This is a genomic window from Aestuariibius insulae, from assembly GCF_040783535.2.
GTDB classification, from domain to species: Bacteria; Pseudomonadota; Alphaproteobacteria; order Rhodobacterales; family Rhodobacteraceae; genus Aestuariibius; species Aestuariibius insulae.
Genome location: NZ_JBFONW020000002.1, coordinates 450374 through 476114 on the forward strand (window position 1 = coordinate 450374; position 25741 = coordinate 476114).

The 25741-nt window shown below is 62.1% G+C and carries 23 protein-coding genes; 9 read left to right on the top strand and 14 right to left on the bottom strand.

Annotation, left to right across the window (positions count from 1 at the left end):
* Window positions 1–3 precede the first annotated feature (3 nt).
* Window positions 4–609 carry a nucleotidyltransferase family protein gene (locus AAD018_RS08515; RefSeq protein WP_367315074.1) on the top strand — a complete coding sequence of 202 codons (606 nt, stop codon included), beginning with the start codon at window positions 4–6 and terminating at the stop codon, window positions 607–609.
* Window positions 610–657: 48 nt separating this feature from the next.
* Here AAD018_RS08515 and AAD018_RS08520 read toward each other — a convergent pair whose 3' ends face one another.
* Both AAD018_RS08520 and AAD018_RS08525 read right to left on the bottom strand, forming a co-directional pair.
* Complete coding sequence (locus AAD018_RS08520; RefSeq protein WP_367315075.1) at window positions 658–2259, bottom strand: Hint domain-containing protein; 1602 nt, start codon at window positions 2257–2259, stop codon at window positions 658–660.
* Between the two features lie 826 nt (window positions 2260–3085).
* On the bottom strand, window positions 3086–5035 hold the full coding sequence (locus tag AAD018_RS08525) for a bifunctional 2',3'-cyclic-nucleotide 2'-phosphodiesterase/3'-nucleotidase (RefSeq protein WP_367315076.1): 1950 nt from the start codon (window positions 5033–5035) through the stop codon (window positions 3086–3088).
* Window positions 5036–5369: 334 nt separating this feature from the next.
* On the opposite strand from AAD018_RS08525, the gene phnD reads away from it, so the two are divergent.
* The 4 genes from phnD (at window position 5370) to phnE (AAD018_RS08545) (ending at window position 8871) form a co-directional block, all read left to right on the top strand.
* Window positions 5370–6341, top strand: coding sequence for a phosphate/phosphite/phosphonate ABC transporter substrate-binding protein (gene phnD, locus AAD018_RS08530; protein ID WP_367315077.1), 972 nt, complete (start codon window positions 5370–5372; stop codon window positions 6339–6341).
* Window positions 6342–6428: 87 nt separating this feature from the next.
* Window positions 6429–7223 carry a phosphonate ABC transporter ATP-binding protein gene (phnC, locus tag AAD018_RS08535; protein WP_367315078.1) on the top strand — a complete coding sequence of 265 codons (795 nt, stop codon included), beginning with the start codon at window positions 6429–6431 and terminating at the stop codon, window positions 7221–7223.
* A complete protein-coding gene (gene phnE, locus AAD018_RS08540; protein WP_367315079.1) occupies window positions 7220–8056 on the top strand; it encodes a phosphonate ABC transporter, permease protein PhnE in 837 nt (278 codons plus the stop codon). The genes phnC and phnE (AAD018_RS08540) overlap by 4 nt, the downstream gene beginning before the upstream one ends.
* Window positions 8056–8871, top strand: coding sequence for a phosphonate ABC transporter, permease protein PhnE (gene phnE / locus AAD018_RS08545; protein ID WP_367315080.1), 816 nt, complete (start codon window positions 8056–8058; stop codon window positions 8869–8871). Before phnE (AAD018_RS08540) ends, phnE (AAD018_RS08545) begins: the two co-directional genes overlap by 1 nt.
* 14 nt (window positions 8872–8885) lie before the next feature.
* Here the strand turns inward: phnE (AAD018_RS08545) and AAD018_RS08550 are convergent, their stop codons facing one another.
* Window positions 8886–9344: a prepilin peptidase gene (locus AAD018_RS08550; RefSeq protein WP_367315081.1), complete on the bottom strand. Its 459-nt coding sequence runs from the start codon at window positions 9342–9344 to the stop codon at window positions 8886–8888.
* A 225-nt stretch (window positions 9345–9569) separates the two neighbouring features.
* Between AAD018_RS08550 and AAD018_RS08555 the strand changes: the two genes are divergently transcribed.
* Window positions 9570–10043: an acyl-CoA thioesterase gene (locus AAD018_RS08555; RefSeq protein ID WP_367315082.1), complete on the top strand. Its 474-nt coding sequence runs from the start codon at window positions 9570–9572 to the stop codon at window positions 10041–10043.
* A 154-nt stretch (window positions 10044–10197) separates the two neighbouring features.
* Here the strand turns inward: AAD018_RS08555 and pgi are convergent, their stop codons facing one another.
* From pgi to AAD018_RS08595, 8 genes are all read right to left on the bottom strand, one after another.
* The gene (gene pgi, locus AAD018_RS08560; RefSeq protein ID WP_367315083.1) at window positions 10198–11808 is read right to left on the bottom strand and encodes a glucose-6-phosphate isomerase; all 1611 of its coding nucleotides are present in this window, start codon (window positions 11806–11808) and stop codon (window positions 10198–10200) included.
* 35 nt (window positions 11809–11843) lie between these two features.
* Window positions 11844–12515 carry a 6-phosphogluconolactonase gene (gene pgl / locus AAD018_RS08565; protein ID WP_367315084.1) on the bottom strand — a complete coding sequence of 224 codons (672 nt, stop codon included), beginning with the start codon at window positions 12513–12515 and terminating at the stop codon, window positions 11844–11846.
* Between the two features lie 89 nt (window positions 12516–12604).
* Window positions 12605–14053 carry a glucose-6-phosphate dehydrogenase gene (gene zwf, locus AAD018_RS08570; protein WP_367315085.1) on the bottom strand — a complete coding sequence of 483 codons (1449 nt, stop codon included), beginning with the start codon at window positions 14051–14053 and terminating at the stop codon, window positions 12605–12607.
* Between the two features lie 142 nt (window positions 14054–14195).
* Entirely contained in the window at window positions 14196–14780 is a 585-nt protein-coding gene (locus AAD018_RS08575) for an HNH endonuclease (protein ID WP_367315216.1), read from the bottom strand.
* 230 nt (window positions 14781–15010) lie between these two features.
* Window positions 15011–15679 carry an alpha/beta hydrolase gene (locus AAD018_RS08580; RefSeq protein ID WP_367315086.1) on the bottom strand — a complete coding sequence of 223 codons (669 nt, stop codon included), beginning with the start codon at window positions 15677–15679 and terminating at the stop codon, window positions 15011–15013.
* Window positions 15676–16308, bottom strand: a complete 633-nt coding sequence (locus tag AAD018_RS08585) for a DNA-3-methyladenine glycosylase family protein (protein WP_367315087.1) — start codon at window positions 16306–16308, stop codon at window positions 15676–15678. The genes AAD018_RS08580 and AAD018_RS08585 overlap by 4 nt, the downstream gene beginning before the upstream one ends.
* A 69-nt stretch (window positions 16309–16377) precedes the next feature.
* Window positions 16378–17115: a cobalt-precorrin-6A reductase gene (locus AAD018_RS08590; protein WP_367315088.1), complete on the bottom strand. Its 738-nt coding sequence runs from the start codon at window positions 17113–17115 to the stop codon at window positions 16378–16380.
* Window positions 17112–18158 carry a cobalt-precorrin-5B (C(1))-methyltransferase gene (locus tag AAD018_RS08595; protein WP_367315089.1) on the bottom strand — a complete coding sequence of 349 codons (1047 nt, stop codon included), beginning with the start codon at window positions 18156–18158 and terminating at the stop codon, window positions 17112–17114. The genes AAD018_RS08590 and AAD018_RS08595 overlap by 4 nt, the downstream gene beginning before the upstream one ends.
* An 80-nt stretch (window positions 18159–18238) precedes the next feature.
* Between AAD018_RS08595 and cobA the strand changes: the two genes are divergently transcribed.
* The 3 genes from cobA to AAD018_RS08610 are packed head-to-tail and all read left to right on the top strand — an operon-like array spanning window position 18239 to window position 21626.
* Complete coding sequence (gene cobA / locus AAD018_RS08600) at window positions 18239–19084, top strand: uroporphyrinogen-III C-methyltransferase (protein WP_367315090.1); 846 nt, start codon at window positions 18239–18241, stop codon at window positions 19082–19084.
* Between the two features lie 13 nt (window positions 19085–19097).
* On the top strand, window positions 19098–20366 hold the full coding sequence (locus tag AAD018_RS08605; RefSeq protein WP_367315091.1) for a cobyrinate a,c-diamide synthase: 1269 nt from the start codon (window positions 19098–19100) through the stop codon (window positions 20364–20366).
* A gap of 27 nt (window positions 20367–20393) precedes the next feature.
* Window positions 20394–21626 (top strand): MFS transporter, encoded by a 1233-nt coding sequence (locus AAD018_RS08610; RefSeq protein ID WP_367315092.1) that lies wholly within the window; start codon window positions 20394–20396, stop codon window positions 21624–21626.
* A 17-nt stretch (window positions 21627–21643) separates the two neighbouring features.
* Here the strand turns inward: AAD018_RS08610 and AAD018_RS08615 are convergent, their stop codons facing one another.
* The 3 genes from AAD018_RS08615 to cysS are packed head-to-tail and all read right to left on the bottom strand — an operon-like array spanning window position 21644 to window position 25636.
* Window positions 21644–22402, bottom strand: coding sequence for a squalene/phytoene synthase family protein (locus AAD018_RS08615; RefSeq protein WP_367315093.1), 759 nt, complete (start codon window positions 22400–22402; stop codon window positions 21644–21646).
* Window positions 22399–24012, bottom strand: coding sequence for a citramalate synthase (gene cimA / locus AAD018_RS08620; RefSeq protein WP_367315094.1), 1614 nt, complete (start codon window positions 24010–24012; stop codon window positions 22399–22401). Before cimA ends, AAD018_RS08615 begins: the two co-directional genes overlap by 4 nt.
* The gene (cysS, locus tag AAD018_RS08625) at window positions 24005–25636 is read right to left on the bottom strand and encodes a cysteine--tRNA ligase (RefSeq protein WP_412005218.1); all 1632 of its coding nucleotides are present in this window, start codon (window positions 25634–25636) and stop codon (window positions 24005–24007) included. Before cysS ends, cimA begins: the two co-directional genes overlap by 8 nt.
* Window positions 25637–25741 lie beyond the last annotated feature (105 nt).

Consider the following 25741-nt stretch of genomic DNA (forward strand, 5'->3'; position numbering starts at 1 on the left):
GCCATGACCAAGACGATCCCGATCCTGCTTCTGGCCGCCGGAGCCTCCACCCGGATGCGCGGGCGCGACAAGCTGCTCGAGCGGATCGATGGCAGGCCCCTCCTCCTGCGCCAGACCGACGCGGCATTGGCCACAGGGCACCCCGTATTCGTCGCCCTGCCCGATTTGAACCATGCCCGCAGCGCCTTGCTGGCCGATCACCCGGTAACACGAATTCCCTGCTCGGACAGCGCCGAGGGTCTGTCCGGAACATTGCGCAACATCATCAGCGCCTTGCCCGAAGACACGTCGGCGGCCCTTCTCCTCCTCGCCGATCTGCCTGAGATCACCGCCAGCGACATCGAGACGGTTCTCACCGCTCAAACGCTTGAGTCGGACGCCCTCATATGGCGCGGCGCGACGCAGGACCGGCATCCCGGCCATCCGATCCTAATCGCCGCACAGCTATTCCCCGAATTCCAGCTGCTGACAGGCGATACAGGCGGCCAGCCCGTCCTGAAACGACATACGGACCGAACCGTCCTTGTCCCGCTCCCCGGCAATCGCGCCCGGCTGGATCTCGACACGCCCGAAGACTGGGCCGACTGGCGCGCCTCGAGGACCCGGTAGAGAAAGGGGCCATCGCGGCCCCTTCCCTTTGCCGTACTCCCGCAGCATCTACCCCAGCAAAAGCTCCGCCTCATAGCCCCTGAGAAGCTGGCGCGCAGCGCAATAGCTCTCGCGGCCCTCATCCGTCGCAAGCTCCGGAAACAGCTCGTAGATCTCCTGTTGCTGCTCGGAGCCCATCGCCTCCAGCGTCTGGGTTCCCGGCTGAAAGCTCTCGGTCCAGGCGCCATCGGACAGCACGACCTCGTGCCGGTCGAACATGAAGTGGATATAGTTGATCGCAGGGGTCGAGACCCGCCGGATCCCGCGCTCTCCGATCAGGTGTTTAGCCGCGACGAGAACCTCGTCATCCTGAAAATAAAGCTGGATATCCGCGCCCTGCATCAGCATCCGGTGGTTCGGACTGACCATCATATCGCGCTCGGGCAAGCCGCCTCCCAAGGCGCCCGCCTTGATCAGAATCGGCCGCAGATGCGCCTTTGCCTCAAGATCCAGCCGCTCGACCCGGGTGCTCCCGATCCAGCGGATCTCCTGAAGACCATTGTCGCGCGTGACGATCTTGTCGCCTTCCCTCAGATCCTCGATCCGCCGCTCGCCCCGGGACGTGGCGATCCGCGCGCCTGGTGTGAAGCAATGCGTGATCTTCTCGATCCCGGTGAAGACCAGATCAGACCCGTCGCTAAAGATGACGCGCCCCGATTCCCGGTCGTCCGAGGTGTATTCGATCCGCTCGTAATCGACATCGCTCAGATTCAGCACGTCGATATCCGATCCGTCCCGGTCCTCTCCGCCGCGAACGACATCGCCGCGCGTGCCGCCGATGAACGTATCGCTGCCGCGCCCGCCGATCAGCGTGTCCGCGCCCGCGCCGCCGATGATCGTGTCATCGCCCTGATTGCCGCGGATCGTGTCCTCTCCGGTTCCGCCATCGAGCACGTCATCGCCGCGCCCGCCATACACCGTGTCATCGCCCGACCCCGCATCCACACGGTCCGCACCCGCGCCGCTATGGACCGTATCGTGGCCCGCGCCCGCCTCGATCATATCGTCATGAGGGCCATGACCGAGCAGGATCGCGTCGCCATTGTCGACCCGGTCGCCGTCTGAATCCCCGTCATAGCCCCGGTCGATGAGGTCATCACCTTCGGTCCCCGACACGATCCCGTCCGGATCCGGCAAACGGTAGCCCACATTGTCGATCGCGCCCGATCCGGTCATCACCACATCCATCCGGGCGACACCGTCCACATCGATCTCTAGCGTTCCGACCCCGCCATTTCCGGTCACGGGCAACGGCAGTTTGGCAATCAGAACGCCATCCGCATCAAAGAGCCGAACCTCGTTTCCGGCGCCTTCGATATCGATCACGTCCAGGCGTTCGACATGGACCGGCGCGTCGAATTCGAAGACAAAGGTCCCGCCCCCCGCATTGTCGTCCGGATCGCAGCGATCCCCGTCTTCCGACAGGATCAGGATATTCCCGTTTTCATCCGTCGCGAGGTCCCGGTCTCCGCCGGTCGGATTGTCGCTGTCAAAGACCATCGGCGGGTGCTCGGCCGAGGCCGACCGGATCGTCACGCCATCGGCGCTGAATTGACCTCCGACAATGTCCCCTGCCCGAAGATCTTCGAAATCGATAATGATACGTTGCATTCCATCACTCCATCCGGACGGCCCGCAAGACGGCCCGGCACACCGGGGCAACAGCCCCTCGCCCTACTCTACGGATGGAACTCCAAAGACCCGGCCCAAACCGGGACGCAGCCCGCCCGTCCCCACTCCCGAAGGCATCCAAGCGAACAGCTCAATCCCAACTAGAAATCGCGGAAAGGGCGAAGGTTTCAGACGTCCCGCAACGCATCCCGGACCAGCACTGATCCGCAACGCCAGCCGCCACGAAACAAGCCCGAAGATAACAAGACGCAGAAGATCCCAGCAAAAGCCCTTCCAACCAATGCCGCATCCTTGTCAGGCGATTACCCAATCTCAAGTAGAAAACGTCAAATCTATGTCATATTTTCCGTTTTAATTTTTTCGTTAATATTCTGATTAACGAACATTAAAGAGGCAGTCAGCCCGAACACCGAAAAACCTCGACTTGTTAAGAGGTTGGGCAACCTGTATGACTTCTGAAAATACAGAATAAGACCCTCGAAAAAGCATTCCCTCGAGCCAGAAAGAACCAATTTCCATAGATTGATCTTCAAATTAATTAATTCGCCCATTTTTCAGGCGGCATTAACACTCTATCAATAATTTCCCCGCAGTGGCTTCCCCTCATTCACCGCGATCTCCCGGAGACGAATCGGACCGGGCGCAAAAGCAAGGCGCGCGGCTCCCTCCCCCACAGGTTGCCATGCAGACCCCTTGAGCTGCGCCAAAGGGGGATCGACCGGAAAGAGGCGGTTACCAAGATGCCCGAGTAAAGCTCTTCACGAAACAGCGACAACAGGGCCAACGAAAAGCCTATCCCGTCCCGTCACAACCTCAAACGGAACAGCGCGAAGCCGTCCTCGGTCTCTCCCGCCGGTTCGATCTCCACGCCTTCGATGGTCTCGGCGTACTGCGCCCCCGCCGGGCCGGTCGCGAAGACGGCCGTGGTGCCGTCCATCGGCGCAAAGGTCCAGTTGGCATCGGCGGACGGGCTGATCGTCCCCTGCTCGACAATGTAGCGCACGATCACGTCTCGGTTCGTATCAGGTCCCTCGAAGACGACCGTATCGCCGGTTCCGGGGAAACTGCCGCCGCCAGAGGCGCGGTAATTGTTCGTGGCGACGATGAACTCCTGAGCGGGATCGATCGGCTCTCCCTGATAGCGCAGATCGACGATCCGGCTGGCCTCCGGATTGATGACCTCGCCCTCCCGGTCGAATTTCGACGGCTGGCTCAGATCGATCCGGTAGGTCACGCCGTCCATGATATCGAAGTTGTAGGACGGGAAATCCGCATTCAGAAGCGGCGCATCCTCCGCGCCCGCCTCGATCCGGTTGAACGCGCCCGCCGATCGCTCCAGCCAGTCCTTCACCTGCGCCCCGGTGATCCGGACCGCGCGAACGGTATTGGGATAAAGGTACAGATCCGCCACGTTTTTGATCGCGACATCGCCCGCCGGAACGTCGGTATAATATTCCGGCCCCCCGCGCCCTCCGGCCTTAAACGGAGCGGCCGCCGACAGGATCGGCAGGCCCTCGTGCTCGGTCCCTTGCATCATCTGCGCGATGTACCAGGTCTGCGCGTTCGAGACGATCTGCACCGACGGATCGTCCGCGACGAGGGCAAAATAGGAGTGAAGCGGCGCGTCCGTCTTGCCGACAGCGCGCCGGATATAGGCCAGCGTCTCGTCATGCTCCTGCTGGACGCTGGCAAGGATCTCCTCGTCACTCTGGGTCAGTGCGGTGACCGACCGATCCTCGCCGCGCTCGAAAATCGGGCGCGCCTCCACATCATGGGAGGCGACCCGCCAGCCATCGCCATCCCGCTCGAGCATCAGATCGATCAGCCCCATATGGCTGCCCCAGAACCCGGCCATGACACCGGGGATGCCGCCTATCGTTCCGGCCTCGTTATCCAGCCCCGGCCAATCGGCATAATCGGGACCGGGAAAGACCAGATGCGAATGCCCGGTCAGGATCGCGTCGATCCCCTCGACCCCGGCCAGCGGGATCGCGGCATTCTCCATCATATCCTCATGCCCCTCGGCGCCGATGCCCGAATGGCTCAGCGCGATCACCAGATCCGCGCCCTCCTCGCGCATCTGCGGCACATAGGCCCGCGCCGCCTCGAGGATGTCGCGCACCTCGACATTGCCGTCCAGATGCTTGCGATCCCAGCTCATGATCTGAGGCGGGACAAATCCGATCAGACCGACTCGGATCGGATGGGTCTCTCCCGCGCCATCCGTGATCTCGCGGTCGAGAATCGCATAGGGCGGCACCAGCGTGTCGTCTTCGAGAGGCGTCGCGCCGCGCGTCTTCAGAACATTGGCGGTGACGACCGGGTAATTCGATCCGGCCAGAGATTTCATCAGGAAATCCAGACCGTAATTGAATTCGTGATTGCCAAGCGTCGAGGCGTCGATCCCCAGCGTGTTGAGCGCCTCGATCACCGGATGCAGATCCCCCTCCTTCATGCCCCGCTCGTAGGCGATGTAGTCCCCCATCGGATTGCCCTGAAGGAAATCGCCGTTGTCAAAAACCATCGAATTGGTCGCCTCGGCGCGGATTTCCTCGATCAGGCTCGCGGTCCGGGCAAGGCCGACCGTGTCGACCTCGCGGTCCCCGTAATAATCGTAGGGGAAGACATGCACATGAATGTCCGTCGTCTCCATGATCCTCAGATGCGCCTGGTTCGCTTGCGCGCTCACTGAAAAGGGATGAAGGGCAAGAAGGCCGCCGGTTCCGGCAAGGAAGGTTCTGCGGGTGAGGATCATCGGAAGGCTCCTTGCATGACAGGGATGGGCCGGATTGGCCTGCGCAAAGCGTAGAACAGGACCGCCCCCCGGGTCTATCGGGCAGGTGACGCAACGGTGCGAATGGGCGAAAAACGGGCGCTTGCCACAGCGTCAAGCCGCCTTCCCCGGCAGAGCCGAAAGAAAGGCGCGCCGAGATCCGGCGACCCCCGCCCATTCAAGCCGTTTCCCATGCTGCTTTGCAGCGGCAAAAAAGGGTTGGCCACCGGCGCGATAAAGGGTCAGATGCGCCCACGGAGACCCGCTGACAAATGCGGGCACGCGGCCCGTCCGCACCTGTCTAGGGAGAAGAGATATGTTGAAATCACACCTCATCGGAGCGGCGGCTCTTGGCGCCTTCGCACTTACCGGACTACCGGCCATGGCGCAGGATTGCCCGCGCGGGGATCTCGACGATCGCTATTGCGACGCCGATGGAGACCTGATCGCAGACATCCCCACCGATCCGGCCGACCAGATCGATCCGGACACCCTGATCTTTGCCTATACGCCGGTCGAGGATCCGGCCGTCTACGAGACCGCATGGGCCGATTTCCTGACCCATCTCGAAGAGGCGACCGGCAAGGACGTCGTGTTCTTTCCCGTCCAGAACAACGCCGCCCAGATCGAGGCGATGCGGTCGGGCCGCCTGCATATCGCGGGCTTCAATACCGGCTCCAACCCTCTGGCCGTTAACTGCGCGGGCTTCCGGCCCTTCACCATCATGGCTGGCGAGGATGGCTCCTTCGGCTACGAGATGGAGATCCTGACCCATCCGGAATCGGGCATCGAAGCGGTCGAGGATATTCGCGGCGGACAGCTCGCCTTCACCTCCGAGACGTCCAATTCGGGCTTCAAGGCGCCGTCGGCGATCCTTGCCTCCGAATTCGACATGACCGCGGGCGAGGATTTCGAGCCGGTCTTCTCGGGCAAGCACGACAATTCGATCCTGGGCGTGGCCAACAAGGACTATCCCGCCGCCGCCATCGCCAATTCGGTCCTGGCCCGAATGCTCGAGCGCGAGGTCGTCACCGAGGATCAGCTGATCTCGATCTACAAATCCCAGACCTTCCCGACGACGGGCTACGGCACGGCCTATAACCTGACCCCCGAGCTGCAGCAGCAGATCCGCGATGCCTTCTTCTCCTTCGAATGGGAAGGCACCTCGCTTCAGGAAGAGTTCGAAAAGAACGGCGAAGCCCAGTTCCTGGAGATGACCTATCAGGAGTTCTGGTCGGTGATCCGCCAGATCGACGAGGCCAACGGCGTCTCCTACACCTGCTCCTGACGGCGGGGCGACCAGCCCTTTCGCCCTGACGACAAGACGGGCGGCGGTCCGCGACGGCCGCCCGCACAGACCATGCAAGGATCGCCCATGCTAAGGCTCGACGCCCTGACCAAGACCTACAAGACGGGCGACAAGGCCTTGAAAGCGGTGACGCTCGATGTGCCGCCCGGACAGGTCATCGCTCTGATCGGTCCGTCCGGCGCCGGCAAATCCACCCTCATCCGCTGCATCAACCGTCTGGTCGAGCCGACCTCCGGCTCCGTCATGCTTGAAACGACGAACCTAACCACCCTGCGCCCCGCCGCCCTACGGCGCGAGCGGCGGCGCATGGGCATGATCTTTCAGGAATACGCCCTCGTCGAGCGGCTGACGGTGATGGAGAACGTCCTGTCGGGCCGCCTCGGCTATGTCGGCTTCTGGCGGGCGCTCACCCGGCGCTTTCCGCAAAAGGACGTGGACGAAGCCTTTCGCCTCCTCGACCGCGTCGGCCTACTGCACATGGCCGACAAACGTGCTGATCAGCTCTCGGGCGGCCAGCGCCAGCGCGTCGGCATCTGCCGCGCTCTGATCCAGGATCCGGCCCTTTTGCTGGTGGACGAACCCACCGCCTCGCTCGACCCCAAGACCTCGCGCCAGATCATGCGGCTCATCTGCGAGCTCTGCGCCGAACGCGGTCTGGCCGCGATCATCAACATCCATGACGTCGCGCTGGCCCAGAGGTTCGTCGCCCGGGTCATCGGTCTGCGCTTCGGAGAAATCGTCTATGACGGCCCGCCCGATGGCCTCACCCCCGAAAAGCTCACCGAAATCTACGGAGAGGAAGACTGGGAAGCGACCATCGAGAAGGTCGACGAAGACGACGCGGTCGAGGCCGCCGAATGAGCGCCTATGCCGAAGGCGAAACGCACCGCGAGCTTGACGACCTGCTCGGCACGCGCTGGCGGCGCCCGCCGGTCATCCAGCGCGCCTGGCTGCGCTGGGCGCTGCTCATCGGCTTTGTCGCCTATCTGATCGCCGCCATCTCCAGCGTCGAGGTCAGCTGGACCCGCGTCTATGAAGGGCTGGACCGAGGCGCCGCCTTCGTTCTTGCCTTCACCCAGCCCGATTTCATCAGCCGCTCCGACGCGATCTGGAACGGGATGTTGGAAAGCATCGTGATGACCGTCGCCTCCTCGGTCGTCGGCATCATCATCTCGATCCCCATCGCTCTCGGCGCCGCGCGCAACATCGCGCCTCTCCCGGTCTATCTGATCTGCCGCGGGATCATTGCCGTTTCCCGCGCCCTGCAAGAGATCATCGTCGCGATCCTGCTGGTCGCGATCTTCGGCTTCGGCCCGCTCGCGGGCTTTCTGACCCTCTCCTTCGCGACCATCGGGTTCCTTTCGAAACTTCTGGCCGAGGATATCGAAAGCATGGACCGCTCGCAGGCCGAGGCGATCCGCGCTACCGGCGCGCGCTGGTCGCAATGGATCGACTACGGCGTCAAACCGCAGATCATCCCGCGCCTGATCGGCCTGTCGATCTACCGGATCGACATCAATTTCCGCGAAAGCGCGATTCTCGGCCTTGTCGGCGCAGGCGGGATCGGAGCCACGCTCAACACCGCTTTCGACCGCTACGAATACGACACGGCAGCGGCCATTCTGCTGCTGATCATCGCAATCGTGATGGCGCTTGAATATATCAGCGGCGTGATCCGCGCGCGGGTGCAGTAATGCCGGTCATCGACAGCTCTGACGGCCCCGTCTGGCGCCTGCGCAACAGACGCGAGACGCTCACCCGCTGGTTCATGTGGTTTCTCGGCATCGCGATCTTCCTCTGGTGCTGGTCGCGCATCTCCGAGGCGACGACCTGGTTCTTCGTCTGGGACGCCCCGCGCATCGCGGGCGACATTCTCGGCCGGGCCACGCCGCCGCGCTGGTCCTATATCGACAACTTGTGGGAGCCGATCTGGGACACGCTCAACATCGCGACCCTCGGCACGATCGGAGCACTGATCCTCGCCGTCCCCACGGCCTTCCTGGCCGCGCGAAACACGACGCCCTCGGCCCTCTTCATCCGGCCAATCGCGCTTTTGATCATCGTCTCGACCCGGTCGATCAACTCCCTGATATGGGCGCTTCTTCTGATCGCGATCATTGGACCGGGCGTTTTTGCAGGCATCATCGCTATCGCCATCCGCTCCATCGGATTTTGCGCCAAGCTGCTCTACGAGGCGATCGAGGAGATCGATCAAAGCCAGGTCGAGGCCGTGACCGCAACGGGCGCCTCGCGCTGGCAGGTCATGGTCTACGGGATCGTCCCTCAGATCATGCCGGCCTTTGCCGGGATCGCGGTCTTTCGCTGGGACATCAATATCCGCGAGTCCACCGTGCTTGGCCTCGTGGGTGCAGGCGGTATTGGCCTGCAGCTTCAGGCCTCGCTCAACACATTGGCCTGGCCGCAGGTCTCTCTCATCCTGCTGGTGATCCTGGCCGCCGTTGTCATCTCCGAATGGGTCTCAGCCAAGGTGCGCGGCGCCATTATCTGACAGCGCGGCACGGATCAGAAGACGAAGATTCCGATCCAGGCCGTGATCGCGATGGGCACTGCCATCGGCACGATCTTTCCCTGCAGAACAGCCCAGCTGCTCTCTTCGTTTCCGATGGTCCGGCGCACAAGAACCGACAGGACCGTCACCAGAATGGTCAGGGCGACGAAGGCAAAGAGCATCCAGGCCCATTGCGCGGGCGGCATGAAAAGCGAGGCGCCGAACATCAGCTTCACAACGCCTCCGCCGAACCCTTCGGTCGCGTAGAAGGCCAGACCCAGTGCAAGGGCGCAGGCCGCAAAGACAAGCTGATGCCACAGAACGAAATCGCCCCAGCCGGCGATGACCTTCACCACGAAAAGCCCCACCAGCGCCAGCACGCCCCAGTTCGGGATCGATCCATGGCGAAGGTTCAAAAGCACGATATAGGCCAGCAAAGCCGCTGCCACGTAGTTGATCCAGATCGCTATCATCGTCCTGCCCCGTCCCAGTGATTGATGCGCATCTAGCGACAACCCATGTCAAAGTCTGCTCTTTATTTCGATGTTTTCGCGGCTCTTCAAAGGCACTGCGCCATTTTCCCGACACCGCGCGGCAGGCTTGCCCTCTTGCATCACCCTTCCAGCCCGGTATGCCTGCCCTGACACCGCTCCGCAGCGGGGCGGCCAAAAAATGGAAATGCGCCGGAGGCGCTCAATTTGACTGATATCCCCTATCTCACTCCTCTGGACGAACCGGCCCTGCGCGCGCTCGGGATCCCCGAGCCCTGGCGCTACGGGCGCGCCGACCGCACCCGGTTCGGAGAGCTGGACGCCCTCGCCCATATCAACAACACCGCCTATCTGCGCTGGCTTGAAACGTTCCGGATCCACTACTTCCGCGACTACGGCATCTCCAACTACGGCCCGGACGATCCGCGCATCGTCCTGCGCCGGGTCGAGGCGGACTACCTCGCCGAGATGCTGCTCGAGGAAGACTATGTCGTCACCGGCCGCACCCGCGCCATGCGCCGCACCTCCTTCACGATGGACTACGCGATCTTCTCGGGCGGCACGCTGCGCTGCACCTCTTCGGCGGTTCTGGTCCTCCTCGAACAGGACGGCACCAAGCGCCCGCTGTCGGACGAGATCCGCCAGACCCTGATCACCCGCGACGGCGCAGCCCAGGGCTGATGGCAGACCGGATGCATGCCGTTGCCGGGCCGCGCCTTCCGTGCGGTCCGTTAACCGAAGGTCGTGCCGAAAATCCACCGATCAGATACCGACGTAATACCGACCGGATACCGAACCGCCGTTTCGGCCTCTGGGTCGCCGTTAACCTCGGCCTCTACTCCGCCTGAGCCCGCAGAAACCGGACCAGCCCCGCCGTCGATCCGTCCTTGCCGTCCGCGCTTTCCTCGCCGGAGACAATCGGCCCCAAAGCCGTCGCCAGCTCCTTGCCCAGCTCCACGCCCCATTGGTCGAACGAGTTGATCCCCAGCACCACGCCTTCGACAAAAACCCTGTGTTCATAAAGGGCTATGAGCTGTCCCAGCACAAACGGCGTCAGCTTCGGATAGGCAATCGTTACCGAAGGACGGTTGCCCGGAAAGACCCGATGCGCCGCCTGCCGCTCCAGCTCTTCCCCCTCGAACCGGCCCGCCAGTTTCTCCTTCGCCTCCTCCAACGTCCGCCCTGTCATCAGGGCCTCGGACTGCGCGAGGCAATTGGCAATCAAAAGCTCGTGCTGGTGCCGCAATTCCGGCTCATGTCCTTGAGCTGCAATCATAAATTCACACGGCACCACCCGCGTGCCCTGATGGATCAGCTGGTAAAACGCGTGCTGCCCGTTCGTCCCCGGCTCCCCCCAAACGACGGATCCGCTCTCTACCTCCAGCGGCTTGCCGTCCATCGAGACGCGCTTGCCGTTGCTTTCCATCTCAAGTTGTTGAAGATAGGCAGGAAATCGGGCCAGCCGGTCATCGTAAGGCAGGACCGCACGGGTCGCATGACCGCAGATCTGGTTGTGCCAGAGCCCCACCAGAGCCAGCAGAACCGGAAGGTTCTTCCCCCACTCCGCCGCCTGAAAATGCCGGTCCATCGCCTGCCCGCCCCGCAGAAAGGCACGGAACGCCTCGGGCCCGATCGCGATCATCAGGCTCAGACCGATCGGCCCCCAAACGCTATAGCGCCCGCCAACCCAATCCTCGAACCCGAAGACACGTTCGCTTGCAATTCCAAAGGCTTCCGTCTTCTCCTGCGAAGTCGACAGGGCTGCGAACTGCGCCGCCGGATCCTTCACCGCCTCGCCTATCCAGGCCTTCGCGGTGCGCGCGTTCGTCATCGTCTCGATGGTCGTGAACGTCTTCGAGGCGACGATCACCAGCGTCCTCTTCGGATCGCAAACGCGCAAAACACCAGCAATATCAGCGCCGTCCACGTTAGAGACAAAGTGGCAGCGCGGCCCGTCGTGATAGGGCCCCAGCGCACGGACAGCCATCGCTGGCCCCAGATCCGAGCCGCCGATCCCGATATTGATGACATCCGTAATCGCGCCGCCCGAAGCCGTGAACCGCCCCTCCCGAACGTCGCTTGCGAAGCGCTCCATCCGCTCCAGCGTCTCGAGCACCCCCGGCATCACGTCGCGTCCATCGACCTCAACCGGCCCGCCATCAAGGTTGCGCAAAGCCGTATGCAGAACGGCCCTCCCTTCAGTCTCGTTGATGGTCGCGCCGCCGAACATCGCCGCCCGCCGCTCGGCAAGGCCGACCAACTCAACCAGATCGATCAGAGCGGCGCGTCCTGCCCCATCGATATTCGTCTTCGAATAATCGAGCAGCAGATCCCCATCGCCCGCACTCAGAACAGCCGAGAAATCCTCTGCTCGCTCGCCATCGAAAAGCGCCTCGATCCGCCGATCCGCCACATCCCTATGATGCGCCCTGAGTGCTTCCCACATCGGATCTCTCCTGTCCTAAGCCATTATGAAAAGGGCTAATCTCTCGCCCAATGCACCATCGTGCCAGCAAGAACCGCCGCCACCGGAGCCTGCTCAGGCGCCATTCCCCGTGCGCTCTCCAGCGCCGCGCGCTTCTCATCTCCGGTGATGACGATATGCCGGCTCATCGCGCCTTTGAGCACCTTCGCCGTCATCGTCACGCGCGGCTCGGGTGCGCCCGGTGCGCGCATTGGCAGCAGCAGCGCATCACCCGTCAATCCCTCTTCCAGCCGGTCAGCCCCGGGAAAGAGCGATGCGGTATGCATATCCGCCCCCATCCCCAGCAACATGACGGAAATCGGCAGCTCCTTGGCCAAGCCAGCCTCCAGATCAGCCAGCGCATCCTCCGGTTCCGGCACATCGCGATAAAGCGGCACAAGCGTCGCGGCAGCCGCCCGCCCGGTCAAAAGCCGCTCCCGGATCAGGCGCGTGTTCGAGCGCTCGCTGCTCTCGGGCACCCAGCGCTCGTCGGTCAGCATCACATGGACCCGGCTCCAGTCCAGATCCGCCGCACAGAGCACATCGAAGATCGGACCCGGCGTCGTCCCACCCGGCACGGCAAAGGACGCCCAATCGTGTTCCAGAAGGCAGGTCTTCAGCTCTCCCGCGATCTTGTTGGCAAGATCGATCATCATCATCTCGACATCGGGATACTCGATGAATTCCATGGCGGCTCTCCTGCGCTGCACCGCGTTCGCGCGCGGCGTTAACCCTCTTTCAAGATGTGACCTCTAAACCGGCCCTACTCAGACAAGGGTTATCCCTTGATATCACGCCAACGCCGTCCGTCGCGATGCATCAACATCATCGCATCCTCCGGTCCGGCCGAACAGCTGTCATAGGGTTTGGGCACGTCTCCGCGCTCCTGCCAGCCCTCGATGATCGGATCGGTCCAGGCCCAGGCCGCCTCGACCTCGTCGCCGCGCATGAACAACGTCTGGTTACCGCGAATCACATCCATGATGAGCCGCTCGTAAGCATCTGGAATCTCGTCGTTATCCGGACCGAGCGCATCGGCAAAGGTCATATCGAGCGGCACATCGATCAGCCGCATCCCCCCGGGTCCCGGCTCCTTGATCGTCACTTGCAAATCCATCCCTTCATTCGGCTGCAAGCGGATCGACAGGATGTTCCGATGCCGCGCCTCGTCCCCTTCAAAGATCGAATGCGCCAGATCCTTGAAGACCACCGTGATCTCGGAACTACGCGCCTTGAGCCGTTTGCCCGTCCGCAGGTAAAACGGCACGCCCGCCCAGCGCCAGTTGGCGCAATGCACCTTGAGCGCGATGAAGCTTTCGGTGTGGCTGCGCGGGTTGTCCACATCCTCCCGATAGCTGGTCAAACCCTCGCCGCCATCATACTGGCCGCGCACGATCTCGTGGTTCGAAACGGGCTGCAATGCCCTGATAACCTTAAGCTTTTCATCCCGTACAGCATCGGATCCAAAAACACTCGGCGGCTCCATCGCGATCAGGCACAAAAGCTGCATCATATGGTTCTGGACCATATCCCGCATCGCGCCGGACTTGTCGTAATACTCGCCTCGCCCTTCGACGCCGATCTCCTCGGCGACGGTGATCTGGATATGATCGATGTAATGGGTCTTCCACAGCGGCTCGAAAAGGACATTGCCGAACCGCACGGCCATCAGGTTCTGGACCGTCTCCTTTCCAAGGTAGTGATCGATCCGGTAAATCTGCCGCTCCTTGAAATGCGCGGCCAGCGTCTCGTTCAGCGCCTGCGCCGTTTCCAGATCCCGCCCAAAGGGTTTTTCGACGACGACCCTGCTGTTCTTGTCGGCGATTTTGTTGGAATGCAGACGCTCTGCCAGATCTCCGAAAAGACTAGGCGCGACAGAGAAGTAGAAGGCGTTAATCACCTCGAACCGGATCAGATCGCGCAGCTCGGACCAGCCCTTATCGCCTTTCGCATCGATCGCGAGATAGTGGATCTGGCCCAGAAACGCCGACAGCACCTCTTGGTCGACCTCGCTGACATGTTCCTCGACAGCCTCCCGCGCGACCTGTCGGTAATCGTCGTCGGAATAATCGCTGCGCGCCGCCCCGATGATCCGCGCCGTCTCGGGCATTTGCCCGGCCACGAACCGCCGGTAAAGGCCAGGAAGGATCTTGCGCTTGGCCAGATCGCCCGAGCCGCCAAAGATCACGAGATCGAAATCATCGACCGGAATGACACGCGAAACCATGAGCTGCCCCTGAATCACTTCTCTTCGTTAGCGCAAACATACGCGTTTGAGGCCATGCCGCCAGCCCATGCGCAAGAAGTCTAGCGCCATCGGTGCGCAGGCAAAACGGTTTGTTAGGATAAAGGCGTCAGAACAGCACCAATCACGCGTCCAGCTCGGCATCCCAATAGAGGAAATCGACCCAGCTATCATGCAGATGGTTCGGCGGAAATTTGCGCCCCAGATTACGCAACTGCTCGGAGGCGGGCTGCCGCGGCGGCTTGCGCAGGTTCATGCCTGACTGGCTCAGACTGCGCGAGCCTTTGCGCAGGTTGCATTTCGAACAAGCTGCCACAACGTTTTCCCAGCTCGTCACACCGCCCCGCGCCCGCGGAATCACGTGATCGAAGGTCAGATCGCCGGTCGCCCCGCAATATTGGCAGCAGAATTCGTCCCTCAGAAAAAGATTGAAGCGCGTGAAGGCCACGCGCTTCTGAGGTTTGACGTAATCCTTCAAAACAACGACCGAGGGTATTCGGATCTGGGTCGAGGGGCTGCGCACCACCTCGTCATATTCAGCAACGATATCGACCCGGTCGAGCCACGCCGCCTTGATCGCCTCCTGCCACGGCCAGAGCGACAGCGGATAATAGGACAGCGGCCTGTAATCCGCGTTGAGCACCAAAGCGGGGTGATGTCTCAGATTGCTGGGTTCACGGACGAAACTCGTCCTGAAATCACCGTCCATACCCGACTGCTCCTCGGCCCGTCGTTTCTTGATCGGGGCGATCTGCATGACCTGCATCACCCCTTTGGAAGAACTATATATGGCGGTTCGATTCGGGCAAGGCCCACTACATCTCGCGCCAGTCACGGGACCGATACCGCGTCCACGTCACCGAACAATGACAGACAGCGCGGGGAGTATCCACAGCCTTCCCCACAAGCCATTTGCGCTCGCGAGGCAAGCCGCGCAGCTCAGTTATATCCCAGGCGTTCCCGCATGAAGGCCAATGCCACGTTCAGTCCATCCGGCGCGATCCCGTGCCCGGTCCCCTTCATCACATGGGCATAAACCTCGCGCCACCCCGCACCCTGTAAAGCTTCGGCAGCCTCCGGCAGGGAGGCGGGCGGCACAACATCGTCCTGATCGCCATGCACTAGCAGAACCGGAGGGCGCGAGACGACCTCGTCCACCAGGAGCTCGGGACCCAGAAGGCGGCCCGAAAACGCCACCAGCCCGGCAACCGGATCCTCCCGGCGCGGCGCGACATGGAGGCTCATCATCGTCCCCTGGCTGAACCCGAAGAGCATGACCTGCTCGGGCAGCAGATCCTCGTCGACCATGATGCCATCAAGAAACGCATTTAGATCCTCCGCCGCCCGCATCATCCCGGACCGGCTTTCCTCTTCAGACGAGCCGTCGATCCAGGGGATTGGAAACCACTGAAACCCCATCGGCGCACCCGCACAGGCCTCCGGCGCATCAGGCGCGATAAAGGCGGTATCGGGCATGTGCTCGGCCAGCGGGTCCGCGAGCCCCAGAAGGTCAGCCCCATTGGCACCATAACCATGGAGGAAGACGACCATGGACCGCATCTCGCCCGACAGGGGCTCCCGTCGGCCCGCCTCCAGTGCTCTTGTCACATCGTCCCCTCTCGCCTGAGTTCCGCCGCGTAGTACGCCCAGAGCAGCCGGGCCGCAACAGACCGCCACGGGCTCCAGGCTTCGGCAATCGCACGCAACTCCTTCTCCTTGGGCCGCTCATCGAGCCCAAGGAGCATCCGCGCCCCTTCCTGCAAGGCCAGATCCCCCGGCGCGAAGACATCCGCGCGTCCCAGGGAAAACATTGCATAGATTTCCGCCGTCCAGACACCGATCCCCGGCACCTCGGTCAGCACCGCAATCACCTCATCGGTCGGTGCCTCGCGCAGCGCCCGGAAATCGATCCGCGCGTCGGCCAGAGCGCGGGCATAGCGGACCTTCTGACGGCTCAGCCCCGCCTTACGCAGGTCCTCGTCGCTCGCCCACATAATCTTACGCGGCCCGGTGAGTTTCGCATCCTGCATTCGCCCCCAGATCGCCCGCGCCGATGCGACAGAGACTTGCTGGCTCACGATCATGCTAAGAAGCGAGGCAAATCCGTCCGGCCGCCGCCGAAGCGGAAGCGGGCTGAACCGGTCCAAAGCGTCTGCAAGACGCGGATCGCTTACCGCCAACGCGGCGCTGCCGTCCGCGATGCACTCCGGCCCTTCGATGATGCGGCCAACGCTCATTCGAACGCCCCGGGGCGCGGCCGGGCGGGCGGGTGTCGCTCCGCAGGAGCGCAGGCGCCCGTGCCGGCACTACTCACGCTCGATCTCTCTCAACCACGCCATCGCGCCTTGCACCGTCTCAACCTTGTCTCCAGGCGGCTGAGGTGGCCGCGCGATCATCGCCACCGGTATCCCCAACGCCCGCGCCGCATCGAGCTTGGACCGGCTCGGCTCACCCCCTGCATTCTTTACCACCAGCCAGTCCACTCCGAGTTTGCGAAACAATCGCATTTCGTCCTCCACCGCAAAGGGCGGACGCCCGACTAGGAACCGCCCTCCGGCAAAAGGAAAGGGTCCGTCCGGCGGATCGATCTGCCGCGCGATCACTTCCTGTCCGGCCAATCCCTCGAACCGCTCGAGCGTCTGGCGACCCGTGGCCAGAAAGACCGTCGCACCGGTCGGCACCAGATCCGCGACCTCTTCTTCGCAGTTCACATCGTGCCACCGGTCCCCCTCCGAGGGCGCCCAGGGCGGTCGCAAGAGCTGCAGATACGGGATCCCGCGCTCCGCACATACACGCTCGGTCCGTTCCGAAATCCGGGCCGCGAAAGGATGGGTCGCGTCAATTACGGCCGTCATCCCCTCGACCTCGAGATAGCGGGCAAACGCCGCTTCCCCGCCAAAGCCGCCGATCCGCGTCGGCATCTCCTGCATCGCCGGTCTGCGCACGGCCCCGGCCAGCGACGCGACACCTTCGATCCCGGCCTCGGTCATCTTTGAAGCCAGCTCCCGGGCTTCTGCTGTTCCTGCAAGCAACAGAACCTTCATGCGCCCGCCTGTGCGAGGATTGTCCCCGCCCGGTCGACCACGACCACATCTGCTGCGACCTGACGGCCCACGGCCTTCACCACCCGATCATACGCCCGCGTCGCGACCCACTCGGCCAAGGGCGGCCCTACCAGATCCAATGCGTCCAGAACGGTGTTGGCCTGCTTCACACGGTCCTCTCCAAGATCAACCGCCAGTCTTTCAAAATCCACCTGGCTGCGCGCGGAATGCAAGTCCACGGCCCCCTGCGCCAGCTTTGTCAGCTTCGCGATTCCCCCTCCGACCGTCAGCCGCTCTACCGGGTTTCGCTTAAGATACTTTGCCATCCCGCCGAAGAAATCGCCCATATCAAGCATCGCATGATCCGGCAGGCCGTAAAGCGACTGAACCGCAGTCTCACTTGTCGCCCCCGTGCAGCCCGCGACATGGGCCAGACCATCGGCGCGCGCGACATCGATCCCGCGATGGATCGAAGCGATCCAAGCCGCGCAGGAGAACGGACGTACGACTCCAGTCGTCCCTAGGATCGAGATGCCACCCTCAATTCCCAGTCTCGGGTTCCAGGTTTTGAGCGCAAGCGCCTGACCGCCTGGAACGCTGATCGTGATATGGATATCGCTTGCACATCCGTATCTTGCAGCCTGTTCTTCCACGGCCCGGATCATCATCTGACGTGGAACCGGATTGATAGCGGGCTCTCCCACCACGATGGGAAGACCTGGCTTGGTGACCTGTCCGACGCCATCTCCTGCGTGAAACTGCACTCCCCTGCGCGACGCCTCGACCCGTGCGATGATAAGCGCTCCGTGGGTGACATCTGGATCGTCCCCCGCATCCTTTGTGATCCCGACTTCAGCCCAACCCGGCCCTGCGGCCTGATGGGCCAAGGCAAAAACCGGCGTCTCGCCTTTCGGCAGCACGATCCCGACCTCCTTGGGAAATCCATCCCCCCAGAGCGCATCCAGAGCCGCCTTCACGGCGGCTGTCGCGCAGGCTCCGGTGGTCCAACCCCGGCGCAGCTCTCCCTGGGGTATGCGGCTCATGGGCCGCGACTATAGGGAGCGTTGCGCGCCGCGCAATCACGGCTATTCCCCGGGCGGGAAAGGCTTGTCATAACGATCCCATGACCGACTCGCTTCCGTCCTACGATTGGCCAACGCTTGATCCTGGCTGGGTTTGGCTCTGCGGCGCTGGCCCCGGCGATCCGGGGCTTCTAACGCTGCACGCGCTCAATGCTCTGCGGCAGGCCGATGTCGTCGTCTACGACGCTTTGGTCGAACCGGCGATCCTCGATTGGGCACCTCAGGCCGAAGCTGTCTATGCCGGGAAACGCGGCGGCAAACCCTCCGCCAAGCAGCGCGATATTTCCCTTCGCCTCGTGCAGTTTGCGCGCGACGGCAAACGCGTGCTCCGCCTTAAGGGAGGCGATCCTTTCGTCTTCGGGCGGGGCGGCGAGGAAGCTCAGACGTTGGTGCAGCACGGCATCCCGATCCGGATCATCCCGGGCATCTCCGCCGGGATCGGAGGGCTCGCCTATGCAGGCATCCCCGTCACACACCGCGACGTGAACCAGTCAGTGACCTTCGTCACAGGTCATGACCAATCCGGGCAGACCCCCTCATCGCTCGACTGGCGGGCGATCGCGCAAGGCGCAGGCACGATCGTGATTTATATGGGCATGAAACACATCGCGCAGATCGCGGACCAGCTGATTGCCGGAGGACGCCCGCCGGATGATCCGGTGGCCGTGGTTACAACGGCCACGACCCTAACGCAGACCGTTCTTGAAACCACGTTGAGCGACGCTCCCCGCGCTATTGCAGAGGCCGCGCTCGAGCCGCCGGCGATTATCTGCATCGGACGCGCTGTTCTCATGCGGCAAGTGCTCGACTGGCAAAGCCTGCTGGCCGAAGACGCGCCGCGTAATCTTGATCCGCTGGGCCGCGGCGAGGCGGCAGAAAGCGCGTGAGCCGCCCAAGCCAATGTCCAGCCTGATTGTCACCGCTCCCGCCTCCGGGAGCGGCAAGACGACAGTGACCCTAGGGCTCCTGCGGGCCTATGCGCGACGAGGAGAGAAGATTAGCGGCGCTAAATCCGGTCCCGACTACATCGATCCGCGCTTCCACGAAGCAGCCTGTGGCGCCCCCTGCCTGAACCTCGATACCTGGGCGATGTCCGAGAGCCGCATCCGGTCACTGGCAGCCGGAGAGGACACGCTGATCGTAGAAGGTGCCATGGGTCTTTTTGACGGCGCGCCTCCGGATGGGCGCGGATCCAGTTCAGACCTAGCACGGCTCCTCGGCCTGCCTGTCCTCTTGGTCGTTGATGCTGGCAGGATGTCACAATCCGTAGCGGCTTTGGTGCAAGGATTTCTGAATCATGATCCCTCACTTCGGTTTGCAGGCATCGTCCTGAACCGCGTCGGCAGCCCGCGCCACGATGCACTGCTAAGACAGGCGCTCGCGACGCTTCCTGTCCCCGTTCTCGGATCAATCCCCCGCAGGGCAGACCTCGCCCACCCGTCCCGTCATCTGGGCCTTGTCCAGGCAGGCGAGCGGGCCGATCTCGACCGGTTCATTGAGGCTACCGCTGATCTTGTCGAAGCACATATCGACCTTGATGCGCTTGGCACTGCGATGACCCGCGCCGCGCCGCGCCCGGCCACTGCGGCAAACCGTTTTCCTCCACCAGGCCAGATCATCGCGATGGCGGGCGACAAGGCCTTCGCCTTCGCCTATCCCCATCTGCTCTCTGACTGGCGCTCCGCAGGCGCGGAGATCCGACCCTTCTCCCCCCTGGCAAACGACGCCGTCCCGGAGGCAGATATTGTCATCCTTCCGGGCGGATACCCCGAACTCCATGCCGGCAGACTTGCCGGTAATGCAACCTTCATGGACAGCCTCAGATCTTGCACCGCTGAGATCTACGGCGAATGCGGTGGCTACATGGTACTCGGAGAGACCCTTACGGATGCAAGGGGCACATCGCATCGGATGGCCGGTCATCTCAAGCTCAGAACAAGCTTCGCCGAACGGCGTCTTCATCTGGGCTATCGCCGTGTCTCGGCGCAGGCTGGCCCCTTCAAGGGTCAATTCAGCGCGCATGAATTCCACTATGCGACAACACTCTCTGCCAAGGGCACACCCCTCTTCGATGCGACGGATGCAGAAGGAACGAAGTGTCCCGCGATGGGGCTAATCCAAGGCCGTGTTTCGGGATCCTTCGCGCATCTCATCGACGTCTTGCCCTGACCCCGCGACAGGCGTAGCGATGCATCCATGAGCATCGCCCAGACCGACATCGACAGCCAGATCGACGATCAGCGCGCGAAACGGAACGTTGCCGTTCTGGTCGCCGCTCAGGCGTTTCTTGGCAGTCAGATCACGATGATCTTCGTCGTCGGCGGTCTGGCAGGACAGGCGCTGTCTCCCAATCCTTGCCTCGCGACTCTCCCGATTTCGATGATAGTCTTCGGATCGATGACGACCGCGCCGTGGCTCGCGCAGGTCATGCAACGGTTTGGACGGCGCCCCGGCTTCCTGATCGGCGGAGCCGGAGGTCTACTGGGCTCGGCCATCGCGGCCTACGGCCTTTCGATCGCGGATTTCTGGATCTTTCTTGCCGGATCCTATCTCACCGGGATCTACATGTCCGCGCAGGGCTTCTACCGCTTTGCGGCGACCGATACCGCCTCCGAAGCCTTCCGCCCCAAAGCGATTTCCTATGTTATGGCCGGCGGACTGATCTCTGCACTGATCGGCCCGCAACTGGTGAAGGTGACGGCCGATCTAACGGCGGTGCCGTACTTTGGCACATATCTTGTGGCCATCGCGATCAACCTGATCGGCATGACGCTGTTCTTCTTTCTCGACATTCCAAAGCCCCCGACGGTCACTTCCTCGAGCCCCGTCTCCCGGTCCCGTCTCGAGCTTTTGAAGACACCGCGCATCGCAGTCGCAGTGATTTGCGCAATGGTCAGCTATGCGCTGATGAACCTGGTCATGACCTCCACACCCTTGGCTGTCGTCGGATGCGGCTTTTCCGTGAATGATGCCTCCGACATCGTGACCGCCCATGTCATCGCGATGTTCGCGCCCAGTTTCTTTACCGGTCATCTGATCGCACGTTTCGGAGCGACCAAGATCGTGGCGACCGGTCTTGTGATCCTCGCCGCGGCAGGGGTCGTCGGCCTGTCCGGCGTCGAGCTTACCAACTTCTTTGCGGCCCTCGTCCTTCTGGGACTGGGATGGAACTTCGGCTTCATCGGGGCGACATCAATACTCGCCGCCGCCCATGCGCCGCACGAACGCGGCCGGGTCCAAGGCCTCAATGACGGACTTGTCTTCGGTTGCGTCACGATCGCCTCGCTGGCGTCTGGCGGGCTGATGAATTGCTCTGGCGGAACCGCCACCGAGGGCTGGAGCGCCGTCAATATCGCCATGGGTCCGTTTCTGGTGCTCGCAGGCGGCGCGCTTATCTGGTTGATGATGCAGCCCAGACGGGCAAGCTGACTGCTCACCGGCAGATCCTAGGAAAAACCCAATCGCATCAGGCGCAAGCTCGATCCGAAGGGCGATAGTCCCATCCAGCCCTCACTGACCAAACCGGGCCGAGCGCGAACCTGCCCCAGAAGCGCAGGCGCCTGCCATGCCTCGAGAATGGCTGCACGCGCAGGTGTTCCGACCTGCCTCATGACCCGGCGCAAGGGCGGCATATTGGTCAGCGCCCGATCCGCCAGAGCCGCGATCGCCTCGGCCCGGCCATCCACAAGGGGGATCCGGCCTGCCGCCTCCAGATCCGGGACGGCCTGCAAAAACCGCGCCAGACCGGAGGCGAAGGCAACCCGCCGAACATCACCCTCCGTCTCGCCCGGCGCCCCGAAAGAGCGCGCCGCTGTCCACATTAGATTTCCAGCTGTAGACTGGATATAGGCGTCGAACGCAGCAGCATCCTTAAAGGCGGCCTTCTCGATGTCCCACCGGCGCGCATCGATCAGCGCCTCCAGCAGATCCGCCGCCGGACCGTCGATAAACCCCATCGCATCTACGACCTCGTGACGCCGCGCTGTCCCGTCGCCAGCCAGCTCTTGCAGGACGTCGCGCCACCACTGCAGCCGCATCTCGGCGATCATCGGCTCTTGGGTGACCCACGGCGCCCGAGCTACCTCGAGATTAAAGGCATAGAGCGGAAAGAGCACATCGCGCGCAGCCACAGGCACCACCATCGCCGCCCGGAACCGGTCCGGATCGCCGCGTTCGACCAAGGCCGCGCAGGCCGCAACGCTCATCGGCTGTCCCGGACCAGCTTCCAGCGCACCGCGTCGAGAAGCGCCTCGAAGCTGGCATCGACGATATTCGCGCTGACCCCGACTGTGGACCAGCGGCGTCCTTCGGCATCCTCGCTGTCAATCACAACGCGGGTCACAGCATCCGTGCCGCCATCCATGATCCGAACTTTGAAGTCGACAAGCCGAATATCCTCGACCAGTGCCTGGTAGGGCCCCAGATCTTTGGCGAGTGCCTTGGCCAAAGCGTTGACGGGCCCGCGGTCGCTGCCGGTCTCGTCCATGCTTTCGCTGACCGACAACATCTTGGCATCGCCGACCTTCACGACAACGACGGCTTCGGAAAGAGACACCATCCGGTCATACTTGTTCTTGCGCCGCTCGACGGTCACGCGGTAGCGCTTGACCTCGAAAAACTCTGGCAACTCTCCCAGTTCAGCACGAGCCAGCAGCTCGAACGAGGCCTGAGCGGTATCGTAGGAGTAACCGCGCGCCTCCCGGTCCTTGACCGCCTCGAGGATCCGCCCCAGCGCAGGATCATCCGCCTCAACCTCGATCCCGGCCGCCTTCAGGCGCGTGCGAAGGTTGGAACGGCCCGCCTGATTGGACATCGGAACGAGGCGCGTATTCCCGACGGCCTCGGGTGCGATATGCTCATAGAGCGCCGGATCTTTGGCGATCGCGCTGGCATGCAGCCCGGCCTTGTGCGCAAAGGCAGAGGCCCCGACATAAGGCGCCTGCCGCATCGAAATCCGGTTCAGGATATCATCGAGCATCCGCGACACCCGCGTGAGATCCCGCAAAGCAGAGCGTCCGACGCCGATCTCGTACCGATCCGCATAGCGCTCCTTCAGCAGCAGCGTCGGAATCAACGTCGTTAGGTTGGCATTCCCGCAGCGCTCTCCGAGCCCGTTGAGCGTTCCTTGGATCTGCCGCGCGCCTGCTTCGACCGCCGCAAGCGAATTGGCGACGGCCTGTCCGGTATCGTCATGGGTGTGAATTCCGACGTGATCCCCGGGGATCCCCGCATCGATCACGGCACGCACTCCGGCGGCGATCTCGGCGGGTAACGCCCCGCCATTTGTATCGCAAAGCACGACCCAACGCGCCCCTGCCTCGTAAGCCGCCTTGCAGGCGGCTATCGCATAGCCTGCATCCGAGCGTAGCCCGTCAAAGAAATGCTCCGCATCGAACAGAGCCTCCCGCCCGCTCGCCACGAGATGCGCAACCGAGGCGCGGATGTTCTCCAGATTATCCTCGCCCGACACGCCCAGCGCGTCGCGGACATGGACGTCATGCGCCTTCCCGACCAGACAAATGCCTTTCGTTCCGGCATTGAGAACCGCCGCCAGCACATCATCGTTCTGAGCCGACCGCCCGGCCCGCTTCGTCATTCCGAACGCCGTCAGCGTGGCGCGGCCCTTTGGCGCGGCCTCGAAGAATGCGCTGTCGGTCGGGTTCGCGCCGGGCCAACCGCCCTCGATATAGTCAATCCCCAAATCATCGAGCGCCCGCGCGATCCGCTGCTTCTCCGCCGTGGAGAACTGAACCCCATGGGTCTGCTGCCCGTCCCGCAACGTGGTGTCGTAGAGGTAGAGGCGCTGTTTAGTCATCGCTAGTTTCGATCATTTCTTCCAGTAAAGGAACAAGAACATAATGAACATATGCTCTCTCTCCTATTTTTTTAACCTCAATCAACAAGTCTTGGATAAGCGCATCAGGTTGGTGTCCACTATCTAAGATAGGTTGACCAATAAGACCTATCTTAGATAATGAATTTAGAATTTCTTGCTCAATTCTTGTATTATTTTTTAGGTCTGAAAAAAATTTGTTTCCGTCTTTTCGAGAGATTTTCGAAAGATTAATTTCCACACTACTAAAATCAGGTTCCCATTCTGTCCCTTCAGGGGCATCCCGGAGCGCAAGTCCATAAAGCTTTAGTTGATTTCGAATCTCATCAGCGCGCGAGAAATTTCCTATTTTTTTTGCCTCAAAGCGCTTAGTTAAGATCTGCTCTACCGACTGAGCTATTGTATCTCGAAGGACATCAGTAGTCTTCTCATTAGATTCAAGATCTTTTTGTAGTAATCCGAGTAGACAACCAGTCGCTTTCAATGCCTCAAACTCTTGTTGAGCGAAAAGGCTGTGCATCCGAGCTATAACTTCAGAAATATTAAGATCATCTGACAAAGCATCGCTTGCTTGCTCAGCAGTCATATCGATTTCTACATCTCGAACAGCCATACGCCACTTTTTGAGCGTAGCCTCCGCCTCCTCCCGCTTCTTCTCCGTCCAGTCCATCGGCTTGCGGTAATGCGTCGACAGCATCACGAAGCGGATGACCTCTCCCGGCACCCCTTGCTCCAACAGATCCCGCACCGTGAAAAAGTTGCCCAGCGATTTGGACATCTTCTTGCCTTCGACCTGCAGCATCTCGTTATGCATCCAGATCTTCGCAAAGCCGTGCCCGGCGCAATGCGATTGAGCGATCTCGTTCTCGTGGTGCGGGAATTGCAGGTCAATCCCGCCGCCATGGATATCGAAGCTCTCCCCGAGCAGCTCATGCGCCATCGCCGAGCATTCGATATGCCAACCGGGCCGGCCCCGGCCCCAGGGTGAGTCCCATCCCGGAAGCTCGTCATCGGATGGCTTCCAAAGTACGAAGTCCATCGGATTGCGCTTGTACGGAGCCACCTCGACCCGCGCGCCCGCGATCATGTCCTCGACCGCGCGGCCTGACAGCGATCCATAGTCGGAATAGCTCTCTACAGCAAAAAGGACGTGTCCCTCCGCCTCATAAGCATGCCCTTTCTCGATCAGATCCCCGATCATCGCAATCATCTGCGGGATGAACTCGGTCGCGCGCGGCTCATGATCCGGACGAAGGGCGCCCAGCGCGTCCATGTCCTCGTGATACCAGCGGATCGTCTCGTCGGACCGCTCGCGGACCAGCTCTTCCAATGTGCCTTCCGCACCGGCTTCCTTGCGAGCCAGAGCGGTCGCGTTGATCTTGTCATCCACATCCGTGAAGTTGCGCACATAGGTGACGTGATCCGCCCCGTATTCATGCCGAAGCAACCGGTAGAGCACATCGAAGACGAGAACCGGCCGCGCATTTCCCAGATGCGCCCGGTCATAAACGGTCGGCCCGCAGACATACATACGCACGTTCTGAGGATCCAAGGGGGCAAGCACCTCCTTGGTCTTGGTCTTGGTGTTCCAAAGCCGGATCGTCATGGGTCGTCCTCACGCGCGGGTGGCCGCGGGCTTAGCAACTCAAACGATCAAGGAAAACGTGAAAGAGCGGCCCGCGACGGATGTCAGCGGATAATGCAGCAGATG

Coding starts and splice junctions, on each gene's coding strand:
- AAD018_RS08585 (WP_367315087.1), bottom strand. CDS start 16,308: ATGAGCGTTGGCCGCATCATCGAAGGGCCGGAGTGCATCGCGGACGGC.
- AAD018_RS08520 (WP_367315075.1), bottom strand. CDS start 2,259: ATGCAACGTATCATTATCGATTTCGAAGATCTTCGGGCAGGGGACATT.
- phnD (WP_367315077.1), top strand. CDS start 5,370: ATGTTGAAATCACACCTCATCGGAGCGGCGGCTCTTGGCGCCTTCGCA.
- phnE (WP_367315080.1), top strand. CDS start 8,056: ATGCCGGTCATCGACAGCTCTGACGGCCCCGTCTGGCGCCTGCGCAAC.
- AAD018_RS08550 (WP_367315081.1), bottom strand. CDS start 9,344: ATGATAGCGATCTGGATCAACTACGTGGCAGCGGCTTTGCTGGCCTAT.
- phnC (WP_367315078.1), top strand. CDS start 6,429: ATGCTAAGGCTCGACGCCCTGACCAAGACCTACAAGACGGGCGACAAG.
- cysS (WP_412005218.1), bottom strand. CDS start 25,636: ATGACGATCCGGCTTTGGAACACCAAGACCAAGACCAAGGAGGTGCTT.
- AAD018_RS08525 (WP_367315076.1), bottom strand. CDS start 5,035: ATGATCCTCACCCGCAGAACCTTCCTTGCCGGAACCGGCGGCCTTCTT.
- cobA (WP_367315090.1), top strand. CDS start 18,239: ATGACCGACTCGCTTCCGTCCTACGATTGGCCAACGCTTGATCCTGGC.
- AAD018_RS08575 (WP_367315216.1), bottom strand. CDS start 14,780: ATGGACGGTGATTTCAGGACGAGTTTCGTCCGTGAACCCAGCAATCTG.
- pgl (WP_367315084.1), bottom strand. CDS start 12,515: ATGGAATTCATCGAGTATCCCGATGTCGAGATGATGATGATCGATCTT.
- AAD018_RS08615 (WP_367315093.1), bottom strand. CDS start 22,402: ATGAGCGTTGCGGCCTGCGCGGCCTTGGTCGAACGCGGCGATCCGGAC.
- AAD018_RS08590 (WP_367315088.1), bottom strand. CDS start 17,115: ATGAAGGTTCTGTTGCTTGCAGGAACAGCAGAAGCCCGGGAGCTGGCT.
- AAD018_RS08610 (WP_367315092.1), top strand. CDS start 20,394: ATGAGCATCGCCCAGACCGACATCGACAGCCAGATCGACGATCAGCGC.
- AAD018_RS08515 (WP_367315074.1), top strand. CDS start 4: ATGACCAAGACGATCCCGATCCTGCTTCTGGCCGCCGGAGCCTCCACC.
- AAD018_RS08605 (WP_367315091.1), top strand. CDS start 19,098: ATGTCCAGCCTGATTGTCACCGCTCCCGCCTCCGGGAGCGGCAAGACG.
- zwf (WP_367315085.1), bottom strand. CDS start 14,053: ATGGTTTCGCGTGTCATTCCGGTCGATGATTTCGATCTCGTGATCTTT.
- phnE (WP_367315079.1), top strand. CDS start 7,220: ATGAGCGCCTATGCCGAAGGCGAAACGCACCGCGAGCTTGACGACCTG.
- pgi (WP_367315083.1), bottom strand. CDS start 11,808: ATGTGGGAAGCACTCAGGGCGCATCATAGGGATGTGGCGGATCGGCGG.
- cimA (WP_367315094.1), bottom strand. CDS start 24,012: ATGACTAAACAGCGCCTCTACCTCTACGACACCACGTTGCGGGACGGG.
- AAD018_RS08595 (WP_367315089.1), bottom strand. CDS start 18,158: ATGAGCCGCATACCCCAGGGAGAGCTGCGCCGGGGTTGGACCACCGGA.